At 74.6% G+C, this 25,725-nt stretch carries 25 protein-coding genes; 11 read left to right on the forward strand and 14 right to left on the reverse strand.

Translation table 11 applies throughout. The features are described from left to right. Positions 1-295: 295 nt before the first annotated feature. The gene (locus ACIGG8_RS21685; protein WP_396549919.1) at positions 296-1,030 is read right to left on the reverse strand and encodes a flavodoxin family protein; all 735 of its coding nucleotides are present in this window, start codon (positions 1,028-1,030) and stop codon (positions 296-298) included. 153 nt (positions 1,031-1,183) lie between these two features. On the opposite strand from ACIGG8_RS21685, the gene ACIGG8_RS21690 reads away from it, so the two are divergent. Continuing rightward, positions 1,184-2,185 carry a LysR substrate-binding domain-containing protein gene (locus ACIGG8_RS21690; RefSeq protein WP_396549921.1) on the forward strand — a complete coding sequence of 334 codons (1,002 nt, stop codon included), beginning with the start codon at positions 1,184-1,186 and terminating at the stop codon, positions 2,183-2,185. 138 nt (positions 2,186-2,323) lie between these two features. Here ACIGG8_RS21690 and ACIGG8_RS21695 read toward each other — a convergent pair whose 3' ends face one another. Continuing rightward, on the reverse strand, positions 2,324-3,043 hold the full coding sequence (locus ACIGG8_RS21695) for a TetR/AcrR family transcriptional regulator (protein ID WP_396549923.1): 720 nt from the start codon (positions 3,041-3,043) through the stop codon (positions 2,324-2,326). A gap of 190 nt (positions 3,044-3,233) precedes the next feature. On the opposite strand from ACIGG8_RS21695, the gene ACIGG8_RS21700 reads away from it, so the two are divergent. Continuing rightward, positions 3,234-3,782, forward strand: coding sequence for a DUF1707 domain-containing protein (locus ACIGG8_RS21700; RefSeq protein ID WP_396549925.1), 549 nt, complete (start codon positions 3,234-3,236; stop codon positions 3,780-3,782). 29 nt (positions 3,783-3,811) lie between these two features. Here ACIGG8_RS21700 and ACIGG8_RS21705 read toward each other — a convergent pair whose 3' ends face one another. Next, positions 3,812-4,750, reverse strand: coding sequence for a phosphorothioated DNA-binding restriction endonuclease (locus ACIGG8_RS21705; RefSeq protein ID WP_396549927.1), 939 nt, complete (start codon positions 4,748-4,750; stop codon positions 3,812-3,814). 218 nt (positions 4,751-4,968) lie between these two features. Next, entirely contained in the window at positions 4,969-5,457 is a 489-nt protein-coding gene (locus tag ACIGG8_RS21710) for a hypothetical protein (protein WP_350520720.1), read from the reverse strand. Between the two features lie 134 nt (positions 5,458-5,591). Here ACIGG8_RS21710 and ACIGG8_RS21715 point away from each other — a divergent pair, with 134 nt between their 5' ends. Then, complete coding sequence (locus tag ACIGG8_RS21715) at positions 5,592-6,584, forward strand: asparaginase (protein ID WP_396549929.1); 993 nt, start codon at positions 5,592-5,594, stop codon at positions 6,582-6,584. Positions 6,585-6,714: 130 nt separating this feature from the next. Here the strand turns inward: ACIGG8_RS21715 and ACIGG8_RS21720 are convergent, their stop codons facing one another. From ACIGG8_RS21720 to ACIGG8_RS21745, 6 genes are all read right to left on the reverse strand, one after another. Beyond that, a complete protein-coding gene (locus ACIGG8_RS21720; protein WP_396549931.1) occupies positions 6,715-7,575 on the reverse strand; it encodes an NAD(+)/NADH kinase in 861 nt (286 codons plus the stop codon). A gap of 95 nt (positions 7,576-7,670) precedes the next feature. Beyond that, positions 7,671-8,549 (reverse strand): universal stress protein, encoded by an 879-nt coding sequence (locus tag ACIGG8_RS21725; protein WP_396549933.1) that lies wholly within the window; start codon positions 8,547-8,549, stop codon positions 7,671-7,673. Between the two features lie 170 nt (positions 8,550-8,719). Further along, entirely contained in the window at positions 8,720-9,103 is a 384-nt protein-coding gene (locus ACIGG8_RS21730) for a pyridoxamine 5'-phosphate oxidase family protein (RefSeq protein ID WP_396549935.1), read from the reverse strand. 142 nt (positions 9,104-9,245) lie between these two features. Further along, positions 9,246-9,947 carry a response regulator gene (locus tag ACIGG8_RS21735; RefSeq protein WP_396549937.1) on the reverse strand — a complete coding sequence of 234 codons (702 nt, stop codon included), beginning with the start codon at positions 9,945-9,947 and terminating at the stop codon, positions 9,246-9,248. A 185-nt stretch (positions 9,948-10,132) separates the two neighbouring features. Next, complete coding sequence (locus tag ACIGG8_RS21740; protein WP_396549939.1) at positions 10,133-10,780, reverse strand: hypothetical protein; 648 nt, start codon at positions 10,778-10,780, stop codon at positions 10,133-10,135. 51 nt (positions 10,781-10,831) lie between these two features. Beyond that, a complete protein-coding gene (locus ACIGG8_RS21745; protein WP_396549941.1) occupies positions 10,832-11,713 on the reverse strand; it encodes a universal stress protein in 882 nt (293 codons plus the stop codon). 266 nt (positions 11,714-11,979) lie between these two features. Between ACIGG8_RS21745 and ACIGG8_RS21750 the strand changes: the two genes are divergently transcribed. From ACIGG8_RS21750 to ACIGG8_RS21770, 5 genes are all read left to right on the forward strand, one after another. Beyond that, complete coding sequence (locus tag ACIGG8_RS21750) at positions 11,980-12,324, forward strand: hypothetical protein (RefSeq protein WP_396549943.1); 345 nt, start codon at positions 11,980-11,982, stop codon at positions 12,322-12,324. Continuing rightward, a complete protein-coding gene (locus ACIGG8_RS21755; protein ID WP_396549944.1) occupies positions 12,312-12,461 on the forward strand; it encodes a sigma 54 modulation/S30EA ribosomal C-terminal domain-containing protein in 150 nt (49 codons plus the stop codon). The genes ACIGG8_RS21750 and ACIGG8_RS21755 overlap by 13 nt, the downstream gene beginning before the upstream one ends. A gap of 234 nt (positions 12,462-12,695) precedes the next feature. Next, positions 12,696-13,622 (forward strand): universal stress protein, encoded by a 927-nt coding sequence (locus tag ACIGG8_RS21760; protein WP_396549946.1) that lies wholly within the window; start codon positions 12,696-12,698, stop codon positions 13,620-13,622. 240 nt (positions 13,623-13,862) lie between these two features. Beyond that, entirely contained in the window at positions 13,863-14,987 is a 1,125-nt protein-coding gene (locus ACIGG8_RS21765; RefSeq protein ID WP_396549948.1) for a DUF4185 domain-containing protein, read from the forward strand. 193 nt (positions 14,988-15,180) lie between these two features. Continuing rightward, a complete protein-coding gene (locus ACIGG8_RS21770; protein ID WP_396549950.1) occupies positions 15,181-15,615 on the forward strand; it encodes an SMI1/KNR4 family protein in 435 nt (144 codons plus the stop codon). A gap of 79 nt (positions 15,616-15,694) precedes the next feature. Here ACIGG8_RS21770 and ACIGG8_RS21775 read toward each other — a convergent pair whose 3' ends face one another. Together ACIGG8_RS21775 and ACIGG8_RS21780 are read right to left on the reverse strand one after the other, a co-directional pair. Then, complete coding sequence (locus tag ACIGG8_RS21775; RefSeq protein ID WP_396549951.1) at positions 15,695-16,915, reverse strand: damage-control phosphatase ARMT1 family protein; 1,221 nt, start codon at positions 16,913-16,915, stop codon at positions 15,695-15,697. Between the two features lie 134 nt (positions 16,916-17,049). Beyond that, entirely contained in the window at positions 17,050-17,622 is a 573-nt protein-coding gene (locus tag ACIGG8_RS21780; protein WP_396549953.1) for a TetR/AcrR family transcriptional regulator, read from the reverse strand. Between the two features lie 122 nt (positions 17,623-17,744). Between ACIGG8_RS21780 and ACIGG8_RS21785 the strand changes: the two genes are divergently transcribed. Together ACIGG8_RS21785 and ACIGG8_RS21790 are read left to right on the forward strand one after the other, a co-directional pair. Then, positions 17,745-18,185 (forward strand): nuclear transport factor 2 family protein, encoded by a 441-nt coding sequence (locus ACIGG8_RS21785; protein ID WP_396549954.1) that lies wholly within the window; start codon positions 17,745-17,747, stop codon positions 18,183-18,185. 183 nt (positions 18,186-18,368) lie between these two features. Next, positions 18,369-22,550 carry an AAA domain-containing protein gene (locus ACIGG8_RS21790; RefSeq protein ID WP_396549955.1) on the forward strand — a complete coding sequence of 1,394 codons (4,182 nt, stop codon included), beginning with the start codon at positions 18,369-18,371 and terminating at the stop codon, positions 22,548-22,550. Between the two features lie 90 nt (positions 22,551-22,640). On the opposite strand, the gene ACIGG8_RS21795 is transcribed toward ACIGG8_RS21790, so the two are convergent. Both ACIGG8_RS21795 and ACIGG8_RS21800 read right to left on the reverse strand, forming a co-directional pair. Beyond that, positions 22,641-23,894, reverse strand: a complete 1,254-nt coding sequence (locus tag ACIGG8_RS21795) for a ParB/RepB/Spo0J family partition protein (RefSeq protein ID WP_396549957.1) — start codon at positions 23,892-23,894, stop codon at positions 22,641-22,643. Beyond that, complete coding sequence (locus ACIGG8_RS21800) at positions 23,894-24,532, reverse strand: ParA family protein (protein WP_350520697.1); 639 nt, start codon at positions 24,530-24,532, stop codon at positions 23,894-23,896. The genes ACIGG8_RS21795 and ACIGG8_RS21800 overlap by 1 nt, the downstream gene beginning before the upstream one ends. 638 nt (positions 24,533-25,170) lie before the next feature. On the opposite strand from ACIGG8_RS21800, the gene ACIGG8_RS21805 reads away from it, so the two are divergent. Beyond that, a complete protein-coding gene (locus ACIGG8_RS21805) occupies positions 25,171-25,695 on the forward strand; it encodes a hypothetical protein (RefSeq protein WP_396549959.1) in 525 nt (174 codons plus the stop codon). The last annotated feature ends 30 nt before the right edge of the window (positions 25,696-25,725 follow it).

The following is a 25,725-nucleotide window of genomic DNA, read 5'->3' on the forward strand; positions in this document are numbered from 1 at the left end:
TTCACCGCCGAGGAAGGCGCCGGCGCCCACTGCCACCCCGGCGCCATGCGCCTGACCCAGGCCCGCATCTACGACTGGCTCGACGACACCCTCAAGACCAACGCCTGAGAAGCAGGCGGTGACCGACGGCGGCACCGGGCCCGGGTGCCGCCGTCCGCCGGGGGCACCCGGGCGTCACCCGGCGCCCTCCCGAACGCCCCGGCGACAGCGATGACGGCGGCGGTGCCGGAACAGCGCCGATGTCGGGTCAGGCGCCGGGTCGGGCGGAGGGTCAGGCGGAAGGTCAGGCGAGGGGTCAGGCGCCGGTCAGGGCCGTCGGCGCGTCGTCCGTCTCCCGGAGGGACGCCGACAGGGCGCGGGCCTCGTGTTCGGTCATCCGGGGGGTGTCGTACGGCAGGGCGTTGACCCACCGCTGGGTCAGCCGGGCGATCCGCTCGCCGTAGCGCTCGGCGGTGATCAGGTCGCCGCGCGAGCCGGCCCGCTCCGGCCCCTGGTCGGCGTGGCTCTGGCTCATCAGTCCGAGCCACGAGCCCAGCCGGTTCACGTCGTCGCGCGAGCCGCCGCTCCAGTTGTTGCCGGGCATGTCGCCGACGCCGATCCACTGCATGCCCAACTGCGCGGCGAACACCGCCAGTTGCTCCAGGACGGCCAGCTTGTCACCGCTCTGCGAGGCGGACATCGTGAAGCCGCCGGCCAGCTTGTCCTTCCATGCCTGCGTGACGAACGGCGTGAACGCCGCCTCCATGAACGCCTTGAACACCGCCGACACGCTGCCCATCAGCGTCGGACAGCCGAGGACGATCGCGTCGGAGCGCTCCAGCAGCGCCATCACGCCGGCGTCGTGCCAGCGGCCCGCGACGACGTCCTCGGGCCGCACCTCGACCAGGTGCACGTCGGCGCCGGGCACCCGCCGCGCCCCGCCGGCGAGGTGCTCGGCCAGGACCCGGGTGTGCCCGTGCACCGAGTGGTAGACCACCGTCACGGTGACCGTCGGCGCATCCTGGTCGCGGTCAACGTCCTTGACTGCCATGACTCTTCACTACTTCCGATCGTGGGAAAGTCCTGCTCGCGGGCCTGCTCGTCGGCCTGCCCACCCATCACAGCCCGTGCGCGCCGCGCCATCAACGCCGAACTCCGGCATACAGCGATCGGCGACACCGATCGATCGCGCTAGCCTGCTCCCGTGGACAGGATCGAACTGGAAGCATTCGTCGCCGTCGCCGAGGAACTCCACTTCGGCCGCGCCGCCGCGCGCCTGCACCGAGGCCAGCCCACCGTCAGCGACGCCGTCCGACGGCTGGAGAGCAGCCTGGGCGGACGGCTCTTCCACCGCACCAGCCGCCGGGTCTCACTCACCGACCTCGGCGAAGCGCTCCTGCCCGACGCCCGCGCAACCCTCGCCCAGCTGCGCCGCTTCCAGCAGCGCGGGCGCGCCCTGGCCGCCGGCGACCGGGCCCGCACCACCCTCGTCGTCGCCCATGCCGAGTACACCGGTCACCAGCTGCTGTTGCGCTGCCTGCCACAACTGCGCGACCGGTTCCCCGACGTGACGATCGTGCCGGAGTCGATGCCGACCACCGCCCAGCTCACCGCCCTGCGGGCGGAGACGATCGGGCTCGGCATCGGCTGGGCGACCGGTGACGTCACCGGCGTCCGCGCGAGGGTGCTGTCCACCGAGCGGTTCGTGGCGCTCGTGCCCGCGGACCACCCCCTCGCCGGGCGCACCGGGCTGAGCACGTCCGACCTGTCCACCACCGACCTGCTCACCTGGCCCCACCAGATCAACAGCGGCCTCTGCGACCGCCTGCTGTCCGCCTTCCGGATCGGCGGTGCCGATCTGCGCATCATCAGGACCGCCGACAGCGTGCACGCCATCGCCGCGCACGTCGCCGCGGGAGCGGGCATCGGCATCACCGTCGAGTCCGCGCTCGACCACCGGCCACCCGGCCTGCGGGTCATCCCCCTCGCCGGCCCGTCGACCACCGTCGACCAGGTCGTCCTCACGCCCGCCGAGCCGTCGGACACCGCCACGGCCCTGCGCGACCTGCTGCTGCAGGCCTCGACGGAGCTCCCGTCCGCCGGCGCAGGTGTCGGCGCCGTGGCCGGCGACAGCGATGGCGGCGGCGGTGCCGGCGGCGGCCTCGTGGACGAACGGCCCGGGTGCCGCACGCCCGGTCACGGATGATCACCTGCCCTACGCTGGGGGCCCTTGATCGAATCGAGGGGGATGACGTGTCTCAGGTGACGCAGGGCGTGGCGCCGGCCGGGGTGGTGCCGGCGGGCGGGGGCGACTGGTAGAACCCCGCCCGCCGTGGGCGTGGGGTCAGGGTGACGGGAGGGCGGCGGCGAGGCAGTCGAGGACGCGCTCCAGCCCGTACCGGAACCGGTCGTCCCGGCTCAGGCGCGGCTGGCGCGCCTCCAGTGCGATCTTGCTGAAGATCGGGTACTCCCCGCTCTCCAGCAGTCGCCGGACGTACGGGTGGCTGCGTGCCGCCCACTCGGACTCGCTGAGGCCGCTGCGGCGGAGCTCCTCGGCCTGGCTGACCTCGTCGCGGACGGCGCCCTCGACGTAGCCGTTCAGCACGGCCATCAGGCCGAGGTTCTCGTCGATGGGCAGGTGGGCGTCGAGCACGCCCACCACCCGTTCGATCAGGAGCAGTTGGTGGGGGCCGAGACCGGGGAGCGACCGGTTCACGGTGGCGATCCAGGGGTGCCGCAGCCACATGGCCCGCAGTCCGTCGGCGTAGCGTGTCAGATCCGCCCGCCAGTCGCCGGAGGGCATGCCCTCGACGTCGATCTCGCCCATCAGCCGGTCGGCCATGAGCTGGATCAGGTCGTCCCGGCTCGGGACGTAACGGTAGAGCGACATCGCGCCCGCGCCGATCTCGGTGGCGATCCGCCGCATCGTGGCGGCCTCCAGCCCCTCGGTGTCGGCGATCCGGACCGCGGCCTCGGTGATCTGCGCACGGCTGTAGGTCGGTTTCGGTCCGCGGGCCGGGCGCTCGGGCCGCATCCAGATGTTCGTGTACTCGGCGTCGGTCACCGCTGCACCCCCTGCTTGCGTACACAGTACCCAGTGGCCGCTCCCCTGCTAGCGTGGTCGCCGTGACCGCGTACAGCGTACTCAGTCGAGATGTCGTGGTGGACCCGGTCGCAGCCGCCCGGAGGCTGCACGGTCCTGCTCCGCAGCCTGCCCCTGCCCGTGCCCGTGCGCACGGGCGCAGGGGGCGGTGATGGCCGGGCCCGGCGGACCGGACCACCGGCCGCCGCCGGTCGGCGAGGAGGACCGCGACCGGGCGGTCGAGCGGCTGCACGAGGCGTACGGCGAAGGGCGGCTCTCGGACGAGGAGCTGGACGAACGCCTCCACGAGGTGCTGACCGCCACGACGGGCGCTGAGCTCCGGTCGGCCCTGGCCTCGCTCCCGGAGGAGCACGCGGGTGCGGCGTCCACGATCGCCGCCGTCAGCGGGCGGATCCGCCGACGCGGCGCATGGCGGGTGCCCCGGACCCTCACGGTCGCGTCCGCGCTCGGCAGCGTGCACCTGGACCTCTCCCGGGCGGTCATCGACCACCCGGTGGTCGACATCGAGCTGCAAGTCGGCACCGGCAGCGCCAGGATCACCGTCCCGCGCGACGCGGTAGTCGACATCGAGGGTCTGCAGACCGGCCGGCGGCAAGCGCTCCACAAGGCCCGGCGGCGCGCCCGCCCCGGCGGACCGAGGATCCGGATCTCGGGGTTCATGGGGCTCGGGCGCTTGACGATCCGTCATGCGTGGCGCTGAAGCGCCCGTCGGTCACGCCGTCCTGTCCCTCAGCCGGTGTGCGCCGCCTCCGCGGGCGGGCGGGGCGCGCCGTGGAACACCTGCCGTACGTGCCACTGCCGGTGCCGGGCCGCGACCGGCGGGTTCCCGGGCTGCGGCCCGATGACGGGGCGTCCGGACAGTGCGAGCACGTGCCGGCGGCTGGCCTCGCTGCGGCCGACGAAGCGCTGGGACACCAGGATGCGGTGGTCCTCCCCCAGGCCGAGGACGCCCTTGTCGAAGAGCTTGTGGTGCAGCGAGCACAGGCACAGGCCGTTGTCGACCTCGTCCGGCCCGTCGTGCGACCACCAGCGGACGTGCGCCGCCTCCAGCCCGACCGTGCTCGCGCCGAGGGCCCCGTCGTAACCGCAGAACGCGCAGCGGAACTCGTAGGCGGTGAGCACGAGTTCACGCATCCGCCGGTCGCGCTGCCGCCGGGCCGCGGGGTCGGCTCCGCCGGTGTCGGCTGCGCCCACGAAGCCGGTCCCGGCCCGCTCCAGGTCGAGGCCGACGGCCTCGCAGAGGTCGGCGTGCAGGGACACCGGGAAGTGGGCGTCCAGCACCACCCTGGCCATCCGGCCCAGCAGGGACGGCTCCTCGGCGAGTGCGGCCCGCAGCCCGGGCGCCAGCCTGCCGGTGGCGCCGCTCGCGCGGAGGACGCCGACGCCGCTCCCGGGGCTTCCCGGGCCCCGGTCGGTCCGGACCTCCCAGACACCGTCGCTGACGAGGTGGTGGAACGGGTAGGCGGGCGTCGTCGGATGAGACGGCCCGTACTCGGCGAGCAGCCGCTTCAGCTCACCCTCGACCGCGCTGAAGCGCAGCTCGCCGTCGGCGTCCTGCTGGTGGCTGCCGAGGGCGTAGAGCAGCAGCAGCGGCTTGTGCGGAGCGCGGACGCCGTTGTTCGTCCAGCGCCGTAGCCTCGCCGCGCGGTCGAGCCAGTCGGTGCTCACCGGACCGTCACCGTGTAGGTGTCGTGCACGACCCGCTTCCGGTCCCGCCCCTCGGCCGCGCCGCCTGTCCGGACCGCGTGGCCGGAACCGTCCGCCATGATCCCCCCGTACCCCGTGTGCTGCCCGTGCGCCGTCCGCGTGACGGCGTCGGGGCACTCTACGGACCGGTGCGAGGCCGGATCAATCCGTCCGGCCTCCGGTACGGCAGGGACGCTCGTTCAGCGGGACGGGAACGACGACAGTCCGTGCTCCCACGCGTCGGCGGCCTGCAGCAACTCGTCGTTGCTGCAGGCGACTTCGACGGCGTACTGGTAGATGTCCGGAGCGTCGTCGGCGTCCCACCGCTGCCACGGCGGTGCCGCCTCCAGGGACAGGTGGACGCGCACCAGCGACCGGCCGTCGAGGCTGCCGGCCAGGCTGAAGGCCAGGTTCGGCTCCAGGAACGACAGGCTCGGCGACAGGTCGCCCTCCTCGTCGGGCTCGGCCACGGCCACCCTGCCCGCGGCGACCGCGCGCAGCCAGGACGACAGTTCGCGGCCTTCGGAGGTCAGCAGGGCCGGATCCTGGAACGACCATCCGCCGGCGGGGGTCGTCACCCTGCCTTCGACGACGAGCCAGTTGTCGTCGTACGGGTCGCCGCTCGTCGCGGGGAACTGGTAGCGCAGCGGGCGCAGTTCGACGCTGGTTCCATGACGTGCCAGGAGCATCGTCACAGCATGCCACGAGCCGGTAGATTGCCCCCGGCCCCCGGCCCCCGGCCCCCGGCCACCCGGCCACCCGGCGGTCATTCGAACCTCGGTAGAGCCGGACACCCGGACACCCCGACAAGGAGACAACGGCGTTGGGCACGAAGGCGGTTGCGATCCTCTCCCTCGGCGGCACCATCGCGATGACCGCCGATCCGGCCACCGGCGGCGTCGTGCCGGCTCTGTCCGCCCACGACCTCCTCGCCGCCGTCCCCGCCCTGCAGGGCCTCGACGTCGAGCTGCGGGTCCACGACTTCCGGCGCCTGCCCAGCGCGTCCCTCGGCTTCGACGACCTGAGCGCGCTCGCGGACGCCCTGGCCGAGGCCTTCCGGTCCGGCTGCGACGGCGCGGTGGTCACCCAGGGCACCGACACCATCGAGGAGACCGCCTACCTGCTGGACCTGCTGCACCCGGGCGAGCAGCCGATCGTGGTCACCGGGGCGATGCGCAACCCCACCCTGCCCGGTGCGGACGGCCCGGCGAACATCCACGCGGCCGTCATCGCCGCCGCGGCGCCCGAGCTGCGCGGCGCCGGCGCGGTGGTCGTCCTCGGCGAGGAGATCCACGCCGCCCGCACCGTCCGCAAGTCCCACACCACCAGCCCCGCCGCGTTCACCTCCCCGGCGACGGGGCCCCTCGGCCGCCTCTACGAGGGGCGCGTCCACCTCCACGGCCCGCTCGCCGCGCGTACGACCTTCGCCGGCCCGACGATCCGGGCCGCGGCCCGCGTCGGCCTGTACACCGCGACGCTCGGCGACGACGGCGCCCTCCTCGCCGCGATGGCCGAGGCGTGCGACGGGCTCGTCGTCGCCGCGTTCGGAGTCGGCCACGTCCCCGAGGGCTTCGTGGCCGTCCTGGAGCGGGCCGCGGCCCGGATCCCGGTCGTCCTCGCCAGCCGCATCGGCAACGGGCCGGTCCTGGAGGGGACGTACGGCTTCGCCGGCTCGGAGAAGGACCTGCTGGCCCGCGGACTGATCCGGGGCGGCCACCTCGACGCCTACAAGGCCCGCCTGCTCCTGCACGTCCTGCTCGGCCAGGGCCGGAACCGCGACGAGACCGCCGCCGCCTTCGCCCTGGCCGCCCACTGACCCCGGCAGCGGCCCGCGCCGCGTGCGCCGCCTCCGCCGCGTGCGCCGCCTCCGCCTCGTGCGCCGCCTCCGCCTCGTGCGCCGCCTCCGCCGCGTGCGCCGCCTCCGCCGCGGCTGACGCCCCGGCGAGTCAGTCGTGCTCCGCCGAGCCGGTGAGCCGGAGCTTGCGCTGGGCCCGCTGGTAGAACGTGGTGCGGCCGAGCCGTACGACGCGTGCGGCGGCGGGCAGCATGGTCACCGCGACGTGGTCGCCCGGTACGACACGGCCGACCAGGAGGCCGTCGGCCTCGACGGCGAGGTCGCCGCTGTGCGGCAGGACCTCCAGGTCGAGCCGCTCGCCGCTGGAGAGGAACACCGAGCGGTTGAACGCGGCGTGCGGAGCCACGGGTGTGATCAGCAGCCCCTCCGCGTTGGGGGAGACGATCGGGCCGCCGGCGGAGAAGCTGTACGCGGTGGAGCCGGTCGGCGTGGCGGCGACGACCGCGTCGGCGGTGTAGTCCACGAAGGGCTCGCCCTGGACCCGCACGGCGACCGCCGCGGACCTGTGGCCCGGGCTGCGCAGCAGCACGACGTCATTGAGCGCCGTCTCCCGGGTGGTCCCGAAGCGGGCGTGGACGCCGGAACGGACTTCCACGGTGAACCGCTGGGCGTCGATCGCGTCCAGCGCGGCGGGCAGTTCCGGTATGTCGACCTCGGCGAGGAAGCCCAGGCGTCCGACGTTGACGCCCAGGACCGGCGCGTGGCCCCCGGTCGCGAGCCGCATGGCGCGCAGCATGGTGCCGTCCCCGCCGAGGCTGATCAGCAGGTCGGCGCTCGTGGCCAGCTCCTCGGTCCCGACCGGAATGGCCTCGCAGCCGATCCTGGCCACCTCCTCCGCCAGCCCCAGCACCTTCGTCCCCCGGGCCCGGCTCCAACGGACCACGGCCTCGACGGTGGGCGCGCAGGTGCGCTCGGGGTGGAGCACCAGCCCCACCGTGCCGATGAATCCCATCCGGGGCACCTCGATGTCGGCCGGGAGCGTTGCTCCCTCCAGTCATGCACAGCCGGTCGCCACCTTCAAGGGCACCGCGGGCCCCTTCGACCGGCTCAGTGGTGGGGTACGACGGCGACGGGGCCGTGGGCGTGGTGGAGCACGGACTGGGCCACCGGGCCCAGCCGGGGCCCGGCCATCGGGTGCCTGGGGGAGCGCCGGCCGAGGACCACCAGCGAGGCGGTGCGGGACGCCTCCACGAGCATTCTGCTCGCGCTCCAGGCACACACCTCCGCCTCGGTACGGACGTCGGGGAACTCGTCCCGCCAGCGCTTCAGGGTGTCCTGCAGCCGGCCCCGTTCGGCGGCCGCCAGGGACTGCCCGATGTGCCACCGGTCCACCGGTGCCTCCGTGGCGGACGGGCCGCGGAAGGTGTCCCGGCTCTCCATCACCCGCAGGGCGGCGCCGGTGTCGGCGGCGTGCCGGAAGGTGAAGGCGAGCACCGGGTCGCACGGCCGGTCGCCCTCGACGCCCACGACGACGGGTCCGGGCGTCGCGGCCGGCACGTCCGCCTCGGCTCCGCCGTCCGATCCGGCGCGGACCAGGACCACCGGGCAGTCCGCGCGGGCGGCGGCGCGCAGGCTGACGGAGCCGATCAGGAGGTCGGCGAAGCCGCCCTTCCCGCGCGAGCCCAGCACCAGCACCGGGGCCCGGCGGGCGGTGGCGGTCAGCGCGTACGCCGGGTTCCCGGGGACGATCTCGCAGGAGACGGCCAGGCCGGGCAGCTCGGCCCTGATGCGGTCCCGGATCGCGGCCACCGGGCCCGGAAGCGTGCCGTCGCCGCCGAGGTCGCGGTCGAGCGCGTCCACCTCGCCGCCGGCGACCAGGACCATCCGCAGCGCGCGCCCGTTCCGAAGGGCCTCGCGGGCGGCCCACTCGGCCGCCGCCGCACTCTCGGTCGAGCCGTCGATCCCCACCACCACGCTGTGCGACATCGCTGAGACCTCCCTGGTCGGCGGAGGGCCGCGGCACTCGTGGGCGCGGTCCCGTCCGGCGATCAGACTCCCGCGGGGCCGACGGTCGGCCACAGGGGCCGAGCAGCCCCACCTGGGTACCGAAGGTCCCGGGGCCGGACGGCCGTCTGCACCGACCGACCTCGGTCCGATCAGCGTTGGACCAGGCGGTTCGGTGGGAACAGGCGGCCGCTCACCAGCTCCGGGAGGATGCGGACGGTGACCGTGCCGGCCGGCCCGGTCGCCGCCCCCTCGGGGGTGACGTCGGCGCGGCCGAGGACGGTCACGCTCCAGCCGGTGCCGTCCGCCGCGTCGAGCTCCCCGGCCTCGAAGGCCACCAGCGCGCCTGCGACCGCCCGGACCAGCTCGGACCCGGCGGCGGTGCTCAGCAGCACGCTCCCGTCCGCTCCGAGCCGGTACCGGGCGGGTTGGACGGCCGGCAGGGCACCGAGCGTGTAGACGACCCGGCCGACCGAGAGGCCGGCGAGGAGCCGGCGGCACTCTCGCCCGTCCAGCGGCGTGGTGTCAGGTGTCATGGCATCGATGGTGTCGCCGTGGCGGGCGCCGGGGGAGGGGTCGTTGGTCCCCGGCGGGGATGCCGATCGGATCCGATTGGTGGGGCCGGTGCCCGAGGCGGTCGGTTCGGCGGCGGGTCGAGCGATGGGTTCGGCGGTCGGTTCAGTGGCCGGTTCGAGCGGAGGGCTGCCGGTGCGGGCCCAGGGCCTGGGAGGCGATCAGGGCGGCCTGGACGCGCCGTTCCACGCCGAGCTTGGCCAGCAGGCGGGAGATGTGGTTCTTGACGGTCTTCTCGGCGAGGAAGAGCCGCTGACCGATCTGGCGGTTGGTGAGCCCCTCACCGACCAGGGCGAGCACCTCCCGCTCCCGTTCGGTGAGCTGGGGCAGGTCGGAGCTCTGCTCGGTGACGGCGTCGCCGCGCAGGCGGGCCATCAGCCGGGTGGCGGCGCCGGGGTCGAGCATCGACTGGCCGGAGGCGACGGTGCGCACGGCGGAGACCAGGTCGGTGCCGCTGATCTGCTTGAGGACGTATCCGGCGGCCCCGGCCATGATGGCGTCCAGGAGCGCCTCCTCGTCGTCGAACGAGGTGAGGATCAGACAGGCCAGCCCGGGCATGCGGGAGCGCAGTTCGCGACAGACCGTCACGCCGTCGCCGTCCGGCAGCCGCATGTCGAGGATGGCGACGTCGGGGCGGAGCGCGGGGACCCGGGCGAGCGCCTGCTCGACCGTGGCGGCCTCGCCGATCACCCGGAAGTCCGGCTCGGCGTCCAGCAGGTCGTGCACGCCCCGGCGGACCACCTCGTGGTCGTCCAGCAGGAACACCGTCACCGAGCCGCTCGTCCCAGCCACCGGACTCTCCGTCATCGCCGCTCCAACCCCGTGGGCCCGCCCCGCCGGCGGACCGCGTGACTCTCCGTGGAGTCTGACGCGACCGGGGGCGCTTCCGATAGGGCCCTCCGGCCCTGTTCCGCTCCACCGCGGCCGGGTGTGGGGACCGGGTGCCACGGCCGGGTGCCGTGGCCGGTGTCGCGGACGGAACGGCCGGTCCGTCAGCCGTGCCCGCCGCCGCGAGGGGCACGGCCGCTCCAGACGGGCTCATACCGGGCCCAGCCCAGGGTCCACGCCCGGTCGGCCCGACGGTCGAGGACGCTCAGCCTCGTGCAGAGCACGGCGGAGGCGAGGACGCAGAGCAGGCCGAAGACGAGCAGACTCAGACAGAGGGCGTCGGCCACGACGTCGGCGGTGCCGGACGGTGCGGTGGCGGGGCGGCCGCTGTCGTCGACCCAGATCCCGACGGTGCTGCCGGGCCCGGCGGTACGGGGGACGTCGATGCTGCCGGTGTTGGGCCGGGTGCCCGGGTAGGTCCAGGCCGCGTCGGCGCGGTACACGGCCTTCCCGCCGACGACGGTGGCCTCCGCCCTCCGGACGGAGCCCTGCACCAGGGCGTCGACGCGGTGCAGACCGGCGGCCGTGGCCGCGGCCTGCCGCTGGCCCGCGGCGAAGTCGGTGACGGCCGCCCCGGCCCCGAGGAGTGCCGCAAGCGCGATCCCGAGGGCGGTGAGCACCACCGCCCGGCTCCGGGCCCGGTCGAGAGCGCGGCTGAGCGGATTGCGCTCCCGGCCGAGAGCCCGGCGCAGGTGGCCGCACGACGGCGCAGGCGGGCCGGCGGGCCGGGCCGGGCGGTGGGTGCGGGACACGGCGGTGCTCCTTGTCGCTGTTCAGGGGGCGATGGCGGGGCCGTGCCCGGCTCAGGGGTGGGGGACGACGACGACCGGGGCGGCGCAGTGGTGCAGGACGGCGTGCGCCACGGGGCCGAGGCGCGGCCCGAGGCGGTGACGGTGCTCCCGCCGCCCGACGACGACGAGGTCCGCACGGGTCGAGGCCGCCTCCAGCAGGGCCCGGGCTCCGCCACCGAGGCGGACGTCCTCGACGATGTCGAGCCCGGGGTGCTCCGCCCTCAGGGCGGTGACGACCGGGGAGATCAGGGCCGCTTCGGTGGCCTCCTGCTCCGTCAGGTCCACCAGGGGCGGCATCAGGCCCCCGTACGCCCAGACGGGCGCCGGGTCCCACCCGTGCACGACGCGCAGCCGGCAGCCGCGCAGCTGCGCCTCGGCCACGGCGAACGCGACGACGGTGTCGTCGGGTTGACGGCCGTCGAGCCCGACCACCACCTCCCGGTCCGCCCCGACGGCCGCCGCCGGGGAAGCGGGCCCCGGTCCGGGGCGGACCAGCACGGTCGGGACGGTCGCGGCCGCTGCCACCGCGAGCCCCACCGAACCGACCAGGAGGCCGGCGAAGCCGCCGAGCCCGCGGGAGCCGAGCACCAGCAGCTCCTCCCCCTTCGTCGCGGCGAGCAGTGCGTCGACGGGATCGTCCGCGACCACCGTGACCTCCACCGGCAGGCCCGGGTGGTCGTGCCGGATCCGGTCGGCGATCCCGCGAAGCGCGTCCGATGCCCTCGGCCGCAGGTCGCCGGGCCGCGAGGCGTTCCCGTCCCCGGCGTCGAGCCACGGCCACGCGTGCAGCAGCCGCACCGCGCAGCCCCGGCGCCGGGCCTCCGCGGCCGCCCACAGGGCCGCCGCCTCGCTCTGCGGTGATCCGTCGATTCCGGTCAGGACACAGCGCGTCATGGTGGTTTCCCCCTTGTGGGATCAAGTGTCGGGCCGGGACGGCCGGCGCCCGGCACCGTCGAATCTGCCGCCCGGGCGCGCGGTGGGAGAAGGGACCGAAGGGACCGGCCGCCGGGCCGGTGGTCCCGGTCGGGCCCGGGCCTCCGGGTCCCGCCGCCACCGGTGGGGAGTTGGGCCGCACGGCCCTGCCTGCGGGACGAACGGCCGACGACGGGGCCCGCCGGCGCCCGGCAGGCTGGAACCACATCCGAGAGGCAGGACTCCTGATGAACCGTCTGCACACGCCGATCGCCCCCGACATCCGGGTCGAGACCCGGGGCGAGGTGTCCCTCGCCGCGCCCGACTACGCCCGGGCGAAGCTGCTGGCCGTCGTCGAACGGCAGCACGAGCCGGCCGTGGTGGACCTCAACGGCCGTCCCGTCCGCGCCCACGTGGCGGCCGCGACCATGCAGGAGGCCGTCGACCTGCTCCAGGACCGGCTGACCGCCCGGCTCGCCCGGGTGCACCGGCACCGCGACGCCCACCGCCTGGCCGTCGCCGGGTCCGTCGCCGGGCCCATCGGCGAGCCGGAGCCGGGGCTCAGCGTGAGCGCCGCGGCGTGCCGGAACTGACGGTGGCCGAGGCGGTGTCCCGGCTCGACCTCACCGGACTGCCGTTCGTCTTCTTCACCGACACCGCCACCGGGCGGGGCAACGTGCTCTACCACCGCTACGACGGCCACTACGGCCTCATCACACCGGCGCGGTGACGCGGTAGCGGCGGCAGGAGCCGCGCCGACGGCGGGGAGCCGGGGACGGGTGACACCGTCCCCGGCTCCCCGCCGTGCGTGCGGCACCCCTCGCCGACCCCGCGCCGCCGGGACCTTCGGCTCGGTGGCAGGGCAGCTCGGCCCCTGCCACGGCCGCGGGGCACGACGCGATGCTGTCCCGGACGGCGGGGGCGCGGAACGGCCGCGTCCCGCGGGACCGAGAGAGGACGCGACATGTCGCACTCCGTGGTGGTGGGGATCGACGGCTCGGAGCAGAGCACGGCGGCGGCCGCGTGGGCGGCCGCCGAGGCCGACCGGAGTGGCCGGGCGCTCCGGATGATCCACGTCGGGGGAGCCGAGGACGGCAGGCCGCTGCGGCCGGCCGGGGCGGACGACGGCCTGCCGCCGGAGCTGCTCGCGGTCCGGGACCGCCTCACGGCCGACCTGCCCGGCCTGGACCTGTCGTGCGAGCGGATTCCGGGCAGCCCGGCCCACGCGCTCGCGGCGGCCGGCGCGCGGGGCGGGCTGATCGTCCTCGGCTCGCGAGGCCTCGGCGGCTTCACCGGCCTGCTGGTCGGCTCGGTCGGGCTCCGGGTGGCCGCCGACGCGCTCTGCCCGGTCGTGCTCGTCCGGGCGGGCACGGGCACGGGCGCGGGCGCAGACCGTGAGGCGGATGGCGAGGCCGACGCGGCGGCGGACGCGGCGGGGGACGTGGCGGGGGACGTGGTGGGGGACGTGGTGGTGGGCGTCCAGGGCGACCGCGCCTGCGCCGAGGTGCTGGCCTTCGCCTTCGAGCAGGCGGCCCGCCGGGGCGTCACCCTGCGGGTGCTGGAGAGCCGTTCGCTGCCGGCCGGCCCGTACGTGACGCAGGCGCCGGTCGACCAGCGGGAGATCCGGGACTCGCTGGCGGAGGCGGAGCTGGTGCGCCTGCGGGACGCGTTGGCCCGTTGGCGGGACAAGTTCCCCAGGGTGCGGGTGGAGGCCGAGGTGACCGCCCGGCACGCGGGCGGGGCGCTCGTCGACGCCTCCCGGGGAGCCTCGCTCGTCGTGCTGGGGCGGCGGACCCCGGCACACCAGGCGGGTGTGTCCCGGTTGGGGAGCGTGGCGCACGCCGTCCTGCACCACGCGCTCTGCCCGGTCGCGATCGTCCCGCGCGACTGAAACCGCACGACTGAAACCGCACGACCGAACCGCACGACCGAACCGCACGACTGAATCGCCCGGTGGCGGTCGCGGCCCGGGCTCGAACGAGCTGCGTGCGGATCGTGAACTCCGGTAATTCCTAACCAATTTGAGTGAAGGTTTGTTCACCGATCGACCGGGCGCCTGCGGATCGCCGTAGCCTCGGGAGCCGCAGGAAAGCCGCGGGGATCCAGTCGACTCGGAAAGGCCATCGACACCATGACCCACTCATCGGGCGGGAACGACGCGACGACCGGCGGGCCCTCCCGCCGCACGCTGCTCAGGATCGGTCTCGGCGTCGCCGCGGGGGCGGGGGCCCTCGGTACGGGTGCTCCCGCGGCGGTCGCCAACGGGCCGTACGACCCGACCGCTCCGACGATCGCCACCAAGATCAAGAACCTCAGCGGGCCGGTCGAGACCGGGCCGTTCGCCGCGCCGTGGACGGACCTCGGCATTCCCGTGCGGTGCCCGGACGGCACCATGCTCTTCGTCTGCGGCGACACCTTCGACGGCGACCGGGTGGGCACCGGCGACTGGCGCGCCCCGGTCGGCCTGCGCTCCGGCAGCGCGGACCCCGACAACCTGCGCATCGACGGCAGCGTCGGCGGTGACCACGCCAGGAGCCTCGTCGACGAGCCGCACAACCCGGTCGGCGACAAGTTCACCACGGCGATCCCGTCCGACGTGTTCGTCGTCGACGGCGTGATGTACATGCACCTCATGCGCGGCGTCATCTACGACACCCACCACACCGACTTCTGGCGCTCCACCGACAACGGCGAGACCTGGGAGTACCTCTGCCAGTGGCCAGGGGACCTGCACGGCGGCCAGTTCCAGCAGAAGACGTACGCCGTGGCCGACGACGGCTACTGCTACGTCCTGTCCACGGTGTTCAACCGCGACGTGGAATCGGGCATGCTGCTGCACCGGGTCCGGCAGGACAGTCTCGGCAACCCGGACGCCTACGAGCCGTGGGGCTTCGCCGACGGCGGCTGGCGGTGGAACGCGCCCGCCCCGACGACCGTCTTCGGCACCCGCAGGTGGGGCGAGATGTGCTTCCGCGCCATGGACGGCAAGTACGTCCTCACCTGGCTCAACATGGACCCGCTGTCGATCAGGGCGATGGTCTTCCCCCTCCCGACCTCGGACCTGACCAGGACACTGGAGCAGACCATGATCCTTCCCGGCGCCCCGGGCCAGGAGGTCGGCAACCTCGTCGCCAGCCCGTACGGCGGCTTCGTCGTCCCCGGTTCGACGTTCGGCAACTTCCACATCGTCGTCAGCCAGTGGTACGACGACACGAACTACCGGATCATGCAGTACCGGATCAACATGCTGTCCTGAACCTGATGCCGAACGTGAGGCCGGACCTCGACCTGAGCGTGAAGCCGAATCCTGGACCTGAGGCTCAACCTGAACCTGCACAGCCTGAAGCTGCACCTCGACCTGAACCTGAGGTTGAGCTTGAGGTCAAGGTCAAGGTTGAGGTCGAGGCTCGCGCCGAGGTCCGGCCGACCCCTGGGTAGTCTTCGGAGCCATGTGGAGAGAAGCGGCTGGTGAGGCCTTCCCCGGGGCGGGGTTCCGGACTCCTGCGCAGGTGACGGCGCTCGCCGAGGCGGAGCGCCGGCTCGGGTGCGGGCTGCCGGCCGAGCTGAGGCAGCTGTTCCTGGAGAGCGACGGAATCATCGGGCGCACCGCGGTGGACACCGTGTGGCCTCTCGAAACGGTCGTCGAGCGGAACCTGCTCTTCCGTTCCGACACCTCCTTCGCCCAGCTGTACATGCCCTTCGACGCCCTGCTCTTCTTCGGCGACAACGGGGGCGGGGACCACTTCGCGTTCGTGCGGACGCCCGAGCGTCCGGACGTCTTCGTCTGGGAGCACGAGGACGACAGCCGCCGGTGGGTGGCCCGGGACCTGGCGGACTACCTGGGCCGTTCCCTCGCCGGGGGCGGGGACGACTGGTACCGGTAGCCGCCGCCCGGTGCGCCCCGCGGGGTATCGCCCGTCGGGTGCGGCCCCGTCGGGTGCCGTCCGGCGGGGTGCCGTCCCCCTACCGCCGGGCGTCGACCTGCACGACGGCGTGACGGCCGTCGGTGCGCCACGGCGTACCGGTGTCGTCGAGCCGGACGACGGTGGTGGCGTCGACGCCGACGATCACGTCCGACTTCAGGGTGCGCAGGGCTGCGACGGCGGACGGGAAGTGCGCCGTCGCGGCGGTGAACGGGGTGGTCGGCGGCCAGAGCCGGTCGCCGACCAGGCGGCGGTAGTTGAGGTCGCCCTTGACGACGGTCAGCGCCGCGTCCGCGAACTCGGCCCGGAGGTCGGCGGGCATGTCGTGGAAGGGCAGCGGCGCGCAGAAGAACGGATGCGTGCGGACCGCGAGCGTGCCGCTGCCCATCGCCCGCCACAGCCGCTCGCCGACCGACGCGGCGGCCGGGGTGGGCGCGGTGCGGAGGCGTTCGAGCGCGGCGAGGACGTCGGCCATCGTCGCGTCCGACACGAAGTACGGCTGCGGCTTCACGTACAGCGTGACCTGCGCCGCCGGGCCGCCGGCCAGGAGGTGGTCGATCAGCACGAGGTCCGGCAGCAGCTCCCGGCCCGCGTTGTCGGCGACGACGCAGAGCCGCCCGCCCCCGGCCCGTTCCAGCGCGGCCCACAGCAGCGCGCTGTCGTCGGCGACCAGGCCGGACGCGGCGGGCCCGCCCGGCTCCGCGGTGATCCCGAAGCTGAGGTCCGCGCGGTTGCCCCACAGCGAGGACGACAGCAGCGCCTCCCGCCGGCGGGTCTGCGGCAGCCCGTCGAGGGCGTCGAGCGCGGCCAGTTCGTCGTCGACCGCCGACCCGCCGAGCTCGGCGGCCTTGAACGGCGCGAACGGGTCGACGCCCTGCCAGGCGCCGGGCCGGAAGTAGCCGGTGGCGTCGAGGAGCCGACGGTAGAAGTAGCTCTCGGCCCACAGGAACGGCGCCTCGCCCCACGGCCTGCCCCACAGGCCCTCGCCCCACGCCAGCCACCGGGCCGCGTCGGCGGCGTCCGTCGCATCCGTCGCGTCCACCGCGTCCGGCCCATCCGTCGCGTCCACCGCGTCCGCGCGCAGCGGCTCCAGGACGCCGTCGGTGCTCTCCACGAGCAGCCGCTCGACGGCCGACCGTTCGGCGGGGCCGTACGGGAGGGCGTCGAGGACCCGCCGGACGAGCTCGGGGTGGCGTACGTGGAAGACGCTCCAGGGGAAGGACCCGGGGACGTCACTGCGGATCACGGGCGCGTTCGACACGGTGGGGCTCGTCCCTCGTCGTCATCGGGCAGGTGGGTGCGTCGGTCGCCGACCCTACGCGGGTGGCGGCCCGGAGTCGCGACGCGGTGCTTCGGCGTGGAGTCGCGGCACCGGGTTGCCGTGCCTCCGGGGTGTCACTGCGGCCGCAGTCCGGCGAAGACGACGTCGAAGATCCGCTCCCGGGCCCCGGGGTCGGCCGCGAGCTGCTCGGTGGCCGTGCCGACGCCGACGAGCAGGGCGATCAGCTCCGGCAGGCCCACCTCGGGGCGGACGGCCCCGTCCCGCTGCGCCGCGGCGAGGAGTTCGGTCAGCTGGGACCGCATCTGCTCGGTGGACTCCCGCAGGGAGGCGTGCACGTCGACCCCGGCCTCGGCCAGGGCGCGGGTGAACTCCTGCTTGCCGGCGGAGTGTTCGACGATCAGGCGGAAGCAGGCGAAGAAGGCCTCGGCGGGTTCGGCCTCGGCCGCGAGTTCCGCGGTGCGCGCGGTGATCGTCTCCAGCCTGCGGACCATGACCGCCTCCAGCAGCGCCTCCTTGGTGGGGAAGTGCCGGAAGAGGGTGCCGACCCCGACCCCTGCGGCGCGGGCGATCTCCTCGGTCGGCACGCCGATGCCGCGGGTGGTGAACACCTCGGTGGCGGCGTCGAGCAGCTTGGCCCGGTTGCGGGCCGCGTCGGCGCGCAGCGGTCGTTCCGATGCCCCGCTCATGCCTGTCTCCTCCCGTCCGCGGCGCGCGCGGATCTACCCCTGGACAACCGGAGTGGCTGGTCCGTATCGTTTGAAGCGGAGTCGCTAGTCCGATTCTAGCGGCGCGATCCTGGGGGTTGATCATGTCCGAAACGCTGTCGCCGCGCGAGGTCTTCCTCAAGCTGCTGCAGGGCATCACCGAAGGACGGTTCTCCGAACTGGCCGAGCTCTACGCCGAGGACACCGTGGTGGAGACCGTCTTCGAGCCGGTCGGGCCGCGCCGGTTCGAAGGGCGAGCCGTCCTCGCGAAGCGGTTCGCGGAAGTCGCCGAACGCTCGCCCCTGCGGCTCACGGCGGAGAACGTGGTGATCCGGGAGACCGACGATCCCGAGGTGATCGTCACCCAGTGGGACTACCGGGCCCACCACCGCACCACCGGTCGGGACTTCGAGACCGCGAACATCCAGGTCCTGCGGGTCCGCGACGGCCGCATCGTCCACAGCCGGGACTACCACGACCACCTGGCCTTCCACGCGGCCGGCGGCACCCTGCCCCAGCTGGTGGCCGCCCTCGAAGGCGAGTAGCCGGCCCCTGCCGGAGCGCTCCACTCGTCCCCCGAGCGCTCCGGCCGGCGCCCCACCACGGCCGCCCGCAGCGGGCAACGCCGCCGGCACTCGGCTCACCCGCCCGCCGTCCGGTAGATTCGGCCGCCGGCCGACGCACACGAAGCGGCTGCGCGCAGCAGGTTCGACGCAAGGGGGCGACGGGTGGGGAGCGGGGACGGGCGGGGCCGGCGGGCGGGGGACCTGCTGGAGTGCTGGCGGGCGATCGAGCTGTTCAGCCCGCCGTCGATCCCCGAGGTGCCGCGCAAGCGCCGCGCAGGCCGGCCCCGGGCCTCGGACCCGGTCGTCGTCGACGTCACGCCGGTCGCGGGCCAGGCGGCGGCGCTGCTGCCCTGGTCGCCGGAGCACCCGGAGACGGCGGCCCGGCGTGCGCCGCGCGGGATGGTGTGGCGGCACGAGGTGTACGGCGGGGTCTTCGAGGTGGAGCGGCTGCGCCAGGCGATGATCGCCGTGCTTCCGGCGGGCACCGACCCCGATCCGGGGGTGCCGCAGGAGGAGCTGAAGCTGTCGGGCCGCAGCGCGATGTTCGCGCTGGTCCTGGACGAGCACGGGCGGCCGGTCGAGGAGACCTCGGTGGTCTCCGCGTGCGCCTGGGCGACGGGGCGGCTCTTCGACCCCGGGCCGTCGTCGCCCGGGTGGCTGGACGGCTTCGAGGAGCTGGGCGAGGCGTTCGAGGTGGCGGTGGGACAGCTGGCCGCCGCGCCGATCCGGTACGCGCCGGGGGCCCGGCCGCTGCCGAACCAGCTGCCGTACTCGCTGCCGAACCCGCTGCTGCCCCGGCCGGTGGGCGGCACGGTGCCCGGACGCGAGGTGCCCGGCGGCGCGGGGGCCGAACCGACGGGCGGCTGGCGGCAGTTGCTCGCTGAGGTCCTGGGCGGCGCGGCGGTGGCGGCGGTCGGGGCGCTGTTCGGCGAGGTCGCCGGGGCCGCCGTGCAGGGGGCGACGGAGCCGCTGGTGCGGCGCGTCGCCGAGTGGTCGGCGGTCCGCCGGACGGGACGGCAGGACGCCGAGGGGCCGGGGGCCGCGGCCGAGCCGCAGCCGTCCGCCGCGGTGCCGTCACCGTCCGCTTCATCCGCCACCGTTGCGCCCGTTTCCCCCGACGAGCCCGATGGGCCCGATGGGCCTGACGGGCCTGACGGGCACGGTCCCGACGGAACCGACGAGGACACCGGCGCGCGCCCGGTCGAACTCGCCGACCTCGTCGCGCTGACCGCCCAGATCGCCCACCTGTGCGGCGTCGAGGAGCACCTCGACCCGCGCGTGATCCGGGTGCAGAGCCGGTTGGTGCGCCTCCCGCGCGACCCGAAGGCCAAGGCCGCCGCCCCGCAGCCGTTCCTCAACAGCTTCCTCCCGCCCGACCTCGCCCGGGTCGGCGCGGCGCTCGCCGACAGCGGCGGCGAGGGCCTCGGCCCCGCCCTGGAGGCTTATCTGACCGCTCGTCAGGACATCCCGGTCGCCGCCCGCACCGACCTGCTCGTGGACCGCCTCACCGTCCTCGAAGGCGTCGACCCGGCGCTCGTCCCCGCCGGGCGCTGGCCGGCCAAGGCGCGCTACCCGCTCGCGCTCAGCCAGCAGTTCGCGGTCAACCGCATGCTCGCGGACCGCGCCACCGGGACGACGGCCACCACCCCGGGCCCGGACGCCGGCGGCCTGTTCTCCGTCAACGGCCCGCCCGGCACCGGCAAGACCACCATGCTGCGCGACCTGGTCGCCGCCCTCGTGGTCGAGCGCGCCGCCGTGCTGGCCGGCTACCGGCGGCCCGAGGAGGCGTTCGTCGGCCGAGCCTGGCGCGGCAAGGACCGCCAGGGCGTCCACGCGCGCTTCGTCTCCGTCCTCGACCCGCGGCTCACCGGCCGCGAGATCGTCGTCACCTCCTCCAACAACGGCGCGGTGGAGAACATCACCGCCGAACTGCCCGGCGCCACCGCCCTCGACGAGCACTGGCACGGCGGCCCCGACCACTTCTCCGACCTCGCCTCCGCCCTGCTCGGCGGTGCGCCCGCCTGGGGGCTGGTGGCCGCCGTCCTCGGCAACAAGACCAACCGGACGCGGTTCACCGAGCGCTTCTGGTGGGGCCGCCTGCCCGAGGACGAGAACGCCGTCCGCACCGCCGCCGGCCTCCCGCCGCTGCGCGGCATGAACGCCGTCCTCGGCGACTGGGTCCCGCCGAGCGCGCCCAGGCCCGCTGCCCGCACCCCGCGCGACCGCCGCACGGCCACGGCCCCAGCGACCGTGACAGCGCCCCCCGCCGCCCCCGCCACCTCCGCCGAGCCCGTCCCCTCCTGGCCCGAGGCCGTCGCCGCCTTCCGGGCCGCCCAGGCCGAGGTGGAACGCCTGCGCGCCGAACGCGCCCGCCTCGCCACGGCGCTGGCGACCACCCGGTCCGACCGGCTCGACGCCGACCTCGGCGCCCTGAGCGAAGCCGTCGTCCGTGCCGACGAACGGGTGGCCGCCGCCCGGACCCGCTCCGACGCCGCCGCCACGGCCGTCGAGACCGGTGCGAGCGCCGTCCGCACCGCCGAAGCCGCCCACGAGGCCGCCGACCGGGGCGTCTCCCGGGCCCGCCAGGCCCTCGAAGAAGCCCGGAGCGTCCTGGCCGTCGCCCGCGAACGCGCCGACCAGCACCGCCGACAGGTCGACACCCTCACGGCCCTCCACGACGAGCCCCCCACCGCGCAGTCGGGCCTGCGCGCCGGGCTGCGCCGCATGCTCCGGAGCGAGGCCGAGCGCCAGGCCGCCGAGCAGCACCGCGAACGCAGCCAGGCCGAACTCCTCGCCCTGCTCGTCGAGCAGCACACCGCCCTGGCGGACGCCAACGGCCACATCGCCCGTTGCGTGCGCGCCGAGGAGCAGGCCGCCGCCGAGCTGCGCACCCGCTCCACCACCGACGTCACCGCGGCCGCCACGGCTGCCGACTTCGCCCGAGCGCTGGAGCGTGCCGCCCTCATCGAGGAGTCCGCCGCCCATGAAGCCCTCCAGCGGGCCCGACAGGACGCCCGCGCGGCCCTGCAGGAGCTGGAGAGCGCCGTCGCCCGCGTCGACGCCGCCCACCGCTCCCTGCGCGAGGCCGCCGAGACCCTCCCCTCCCTGCCGCTGGACTGGCTCCACCTCGACGACCCCGAGCAGGAACTCGGCGCCCCCTGGGCCGACGAGGCCTGGAGCACCGCCCGCAGCGACCTGTTCCTGCGCGCCCTCGACCTGCACCGCGCCTTCGTCGCCAACACCGCCAAGCGGATCCGCAGCAACCTCCAGGTCCTGGTGGAGCTCATGGCCGGCACCAACGGCCCCGTCCCCGACGAGCAGGTCCTGCACGCCTGGCAGACCCTCTTCCTGCTCGTCCCCGTCGTCTCCACGACCTTCTCCTCGATCGGCAGCATGTTCGCCCGCCTCGGCCGCGGCTCCCTCGGCTGGGTCCTCGTCGACGAGGCCGGCCAGGCCACCCCGCAGGCCGCCGTCGGCGCCCTGTGGCGCGCCCGCCGCGCCGTCCTCGTCGGCGACCCCCTGCAGCTCGAACCCGTCGTCACCATGCCCAGCGCCCTGCAGCGCCGCCTGCTGCTCGCCCACGGTGTCGACGAGGAGTGGCTGCCCTCCGCCACCTCCGCCCAGGCCGTCGCCGACCGGGTCAACCGCTACGGCACGTACCTGCCCGCGCCCACCGGCGCCGAGGACGAGACCGTCTGGGTCGGCTCACCGCTGCGCGTACACCGCCGCTGCGAGGAGCCCATGTTCACCGTCAGCAACGAGGTCGCCTACGGCGGCCTGATGGTGTACGGCACCCACCCGCAGCCCTTCCCCGACCCCGAGCACGACGGCCTGCTGCCCAGCCGCTGGCTCGACACCCCCGACCCCGAGCGCCCCGCCGACGCCCCCTGGGGCGAACGCGACCGACGCGCCCTCACCTTCCTGCTGCGCCGGCTCGACCGGCACGAGGTCGGCGTCGACCGCCTCCGCATCATCGCCCCCTTCCGCGCCCTCGTCCGGGAGGCCCGCGACACCTGCCGCACCCTCCCCGGCTGGAGCGCCGAACACCTCGACGAACGCTGCGCCACCGTCCACAAGGCGCAGGGCAAGGAGGCCGACGTCGTCATCCTGCTGCTCGGCGCCGGCCGCCGCGGCGCCCGCGCATGGGCGGCCGGCACCCCCCACCTCCTCAACGTCGCCGCCAGCCGCGCCAAGCGCCGCCTGTACGTCGTCGGCGACCGCGCCCTGTGGGCCCCGCTGGTCCACTTCGACGTCCTGGCCGACGAACTCCCCGTCTACGACCACATCGAGGACCGCGACACCTGGCCCCTCGACGCCCCCGAACCGTCGGCCCCGCCCGCGTAGGTCACCGGGCCACCCGCGTAGGCCGCCGGGACCGGAAAACAGCGGTGTCCCGCCCCACCCCGAGCGGGTGGAGCGGGACACCAGGGTGCGTCAGCTGCTGGTCGTCAGCAGACGGTTCGCCAGGGCGTCGGCGAGGCGGTAGGCCTCGTCGGCCGAGAGGGTGCGGCAGATGGCGTCCGCCAGTTCCTCGACGTTGTGCCAGTCGACACCGTCCAGATCGGCCTGCGGGGCTGCGACCGCCGGCTTCTCGCGCTGCTCCGGCATCGGGACCGGGTCGGAATTTTCCGCGGAAAATCGGTCGGTGCCCGAAGCGGGCTCGGCGCTCGCGGACGGAGCCGCCTTCGGAGCTGCCGGGGCTGCAGGTTCCGGCCGAGGCGCGGCCGGCGTCGTCGGCGCCACCTGGGCTGCCGCCGACGGCGCGGCCTCCGCAGCCGGTCGGCTGACCGGCTCGGCAGCGGCCGGGGCGGGCGCCGGGGCAGCTATCGCGGCGGTTGCGGCGACCGCTTCGGCGACCGGCTCGGCGGCCGGTGCCGGCGCGGCCGCCGGCTGCGGTGCCGGCACGCCGGCCGGGGCGGCCTTGACGCCCGCCTTCGCCTCCAGCCGCGCCGCCCGCTTGAGCGCCACCGCGTCGGCGTCGGCCTGCAGCAACTGGTCCAGCTCCGCCGTCTGTTCGGCCAGGGACATCTCCTCGATGCCCTTCACCGACCCCAGCCGCCGGGCGACGTTGATGGAGACGCCCTCCTCGCCGCGTGCCTTGGCCCGCACCTGGCGCTGCAGCTCCGGGTGGAGCTTCAGCAGGTTCTTGCGGTGCGAGATCCAGCTCTGGGACCAGCCCTCGGCCTCGGCGGCCTCCTTGGCGGTGGGGTACTGCGCCACGATGAGCAGGACCGCGTTGGCCTCCTCGATCGGGTCGAAGTCCTTGCGCGCCATGTTCTCGTCGAGGGCCGCCCGCAGCAGGGTCGCCTTGGACTCGGCCACCGAGTCGTCGACGACCACGAGCAGCTGCTCACGCCCGTACAGCTGCGCCGCGGCCCGACGGCGGTTGCCGTTGACGATGACCACGTCCTGCGGGCCCGCGCCGAGCACCTGCCGGTCCTCCGGCCACAGGAGCAGGTAGGCCGCCGGGGTGACGGCGAGGCAGCTCTGCAGCTGGCGGTCCTTGATGCTCGCCAGGTCGGAGAGGTCGCCCAGCTCGTCGCGGGGGTTGCGCGGGTTGGGGAGGCAGTTGGTGGTGGGGATCCACCGGGCCGGGGTGTCGTTGGCGCTGCTGCCGCTTTCCACACCCGGGGCGTCGACGACCGGGTCGGCGGCCATCGAGGCGAAGGAGACACGACGGCCTGCCATCAGCGACCCCCGTACCCGAGTTCGAGGGACAGGCGGAAGAAGTCCTCGCGGGCCCGGTAGGCGGTGCCGCTCTCCTTGTACTGGGTGACGACGGTGCCCTCGGCCACCGCCCGCGAGTGGATCTTGTACCGGCGCAGGACGGTCTTGGCGCGGGGCCAGCCCTTCGCCGCGATGTACGCCTCGGTGTCCTCCAGGTCGGCGCGGCCGTCGCGCGGGTCCCAGTTGTTGACGACGATCCGGAAGGGGATGTCCATCGGCTCGATGACCTTCTGGATGGTCCGGGCCGTCGGGTCGAAGCACAGCGGCTCGGTGATCATCGGGACCAGGACGTCGTCCGCGATCTCCAGCGCCCGGCGCAGGATCTCCTCGTCGGCCAGGGTGCCCGGCGTGTCGATGAAGATGTGCTGGTACTCGTCCTTCTCGCCGAGCACGTCGAACGTGCACGCAGCGAGGTTGACCGTCGTGGTGGTCTTGCCGACGCCGCCCTTCTGGTTGGCGATCACGTGGATCTTCGCGCCGGTGTTCTTGAGGTGGATCAGCTGTTCGGCGTGGTCGTGCGCCGCCATGAAGTCGAAGGGCAGGTTGTCGCCCACCCGCTCCGCCCAGACGACGGCGGACCCCTGGGGGTCGGTGGACACGACAAGCACGGATGGCTTCATGATGTTCCGTTCTCTCCGTGGGCTTCCCGGGCTGACTGCCCGGTACTGCGGATGTCCGCCGTTCAAAGCCGCGAACGGTGGACGGGGACAGCATTGCAGATGATCAACTGGGAGTCGGACGCGACCCGCCCGTTTTCGCGCACAATGATCGTCTCCGGCGCCCGGTACCGTCCCCGGAAAGCGGTTCTCCCCCCGCGTGGACGGCCCCCCGCCCCGGTGATCCGGGAAACCGCGGGCCCGGCTGCGGCGGAGGGGGGAGGGAACAGGAATCGTGCACGGCACTCGCCGATTCACACACCCGGGAAATCGCCGGAAGTGACGTTCCGGAAATCATGACGGACCGCCAGATCGAAAGCCGCCGGAATTCCCCCGCGTCCGGACCGGCGTACTGCCACCCCGACGGCCGACGGGTCGCCGACGGCCACCGAGGCGCCCGAAGTCCCGAAACACCACGACAGTGGACAGTAGACAAACGATGGACGCGCGGCGGGCGGCACGGGCCGCGTCGCGCCGTCCCGCCCGTCCATCGCTTGTCGCCCGGCGCGGCGGATCGTTCACCACGGCGCAGGCACACGGCCCGCGCCGCCCACCGCACACACACGGAATCGAGGGAAACCATGCGCATCTCCGCACGCGTCGCGGCGCTGGCCACGGTGGCCGCCATCGGGCTCGGCACCATCGCCACCGGCACCGCCCAGGCCGCCCCGGCCACCGGAGCAGCCACCGCTTCGGCCGCCGTCAAGGCCGTCCAGCCCACCCCGGCCGGCGTCCAGGCCGCCCGGAGCACCACGGTCCACCTGACCAACAAGACCGGCTGCACGCTCTGGCGGACCAACTACTCCCTGGCCCACGGCATCTGGACGCAGGAGCCGTGGATGGGGCTGGCGGACGGCACCGAGGAGACCTTCGGGTCCGAGAGCAACGGGTTCATGACCGGTACCGAGGGCCTGGTGCAGTACGTGTCCTACGACTGCCAGCAGAGCTGGCGCAACGGCAAGTACGTCCAGCTGCACTGGGCCAACCCCTACGTCGGTTCCAACGGCTATGACGAGAACGGAACCGACGGCGGCGTCTTCGCCCCGGTCCGTCAGGGCGGCGGCGGCGACAACGCCGACGTCTTCTGGACCGTGTGGGGCGCCTGATCCCGCCGTCGGGCACCACCACGCCGGAGC

Source organism: Kitasatospora sp. NPDC085464 (assembly GCF_044541955.1).
Classification (GTDB): Bacteria; Actinomycetota; Actinomycetes; order Streptomycetales; family Streptomycetaceae; genus Kitasatospora.

Bases quoted from the DNA above. Each gene is read 5' to 3' on its own strand.
- ACIGG8_RS21685 (WP_396549919.1), bottom strand. From the start codon at position 1,030: ATGGCAGTCAAGGACGTTGACCGCGACCAGGATGCGCCGACGGTCACC.
- ACIGG8_RS21700 (WP_396549925.1), top strand. From the start codon at position 3,234: ATGGCCGGGCCCGGCGGACCGGACCACCGGCCGCCGCCGGTCGGCGAG.
- ACIGG8_RS21710 (WP_350520720.1), bottom strand. From the start codon at position 5,457: ATGCTCCTGGCACGTCATGGAACCAGCGTCGAACTGCGCCCGCTGCGC.
- ACIGG8_RS21720 (WP_396549931.1), bottom strand. From the start codon at position 7,575: ATGGGATTCATCGGCACGGTGGGGCTGGTGCTCCACCCCGAGCGCACC.
- ACIGG8_RS21725 (WP_396549933.1), bottom strand. From the start codon at position 8,549: ATGTCGCACAGCGTGGTGGTGGGGATCGACGGCTCGACCGAGAGTGCG.
- ACIGG8_RS21730 (WP_396549935.1), bottom strand. From the start codon at position 9,103: ATGACACCTGACACCACGCCGCTGGACGGGCGAGAGTGCCGCCGGCTC.
- ACIGG8_RS21735 (WP_396549937.1), bottom strand. From the start codon at position 9,947: ATGACGGAGAGTCCGGTGGCTGGGACGAGCGGCTCGGTGACGGTGTTC.
- ACIGG8_RS21745 (WP_396549941.1), bottom strand. From the start codon at position 11,713: ATGACGCGCTGTGTCCTGACCGGAATCGACGGATCACCGCAGAGCGAG.
- ACIGG8_RS21750 (WP_396549943.1), top strand. From the start codon at position 11,980: ATGAACCGTCTGCACACGCCGATCGCCCCCGACATCCGGGTCGAGACC.
- ACIGG8_RS21760 (WP_396549946.1), top strand. From the start codon at position 12,696: ATGTCGCACTCCGTGGTGGTGGGGATCGACGGCTCGGAGCAGAGCACG.
- ACIGG8_RS21765 (WP_396549948.1), top strand. From the start codon at position 13,863: ATGACCCACTCATCGGGCGGGAACGACGCGACGACCGGCGGGCCCTCC.
- ACIGG8_RS21770 (WP_396549950.1), top strand. From the start codon at position 15,181: ATGTGGAGAGAAGCGGCTGGTGAGGCCTTCCCCGGGGCGGGGTTCCGG.
- ACIGG8_RS21780 (WP_396549953.1), bottom strand. From the start codon at position 17,622: ATGAGCGGGGCATCGGAACGACCGCTGCGCGCCGACGCGGCCCGCAAC.
- ACIGG8_RS21785 (WP_396549954.1), top strand. From the start codon at position 17,745: ATGTCCGAAACGCTGTCGCCGCGCGAGGTCTTCCTCAAGCTGCTGCAG.
- ACIGG8_RS21795 (WP_396549957.1), bottom strand. From the start codon at position 23,894: ATGGCAGGCCGTCGTGTCTCCTTCGCCTCGATGGCCGCCGACCCGGTC.
- ACIGG8_RS21805 (WP_396549959.1), top strand. From the start codon at position 25,171: ATGCGCATCTCCGCACGCGTCGCGGCGCTGGCCACGGTGGCCGCCATC.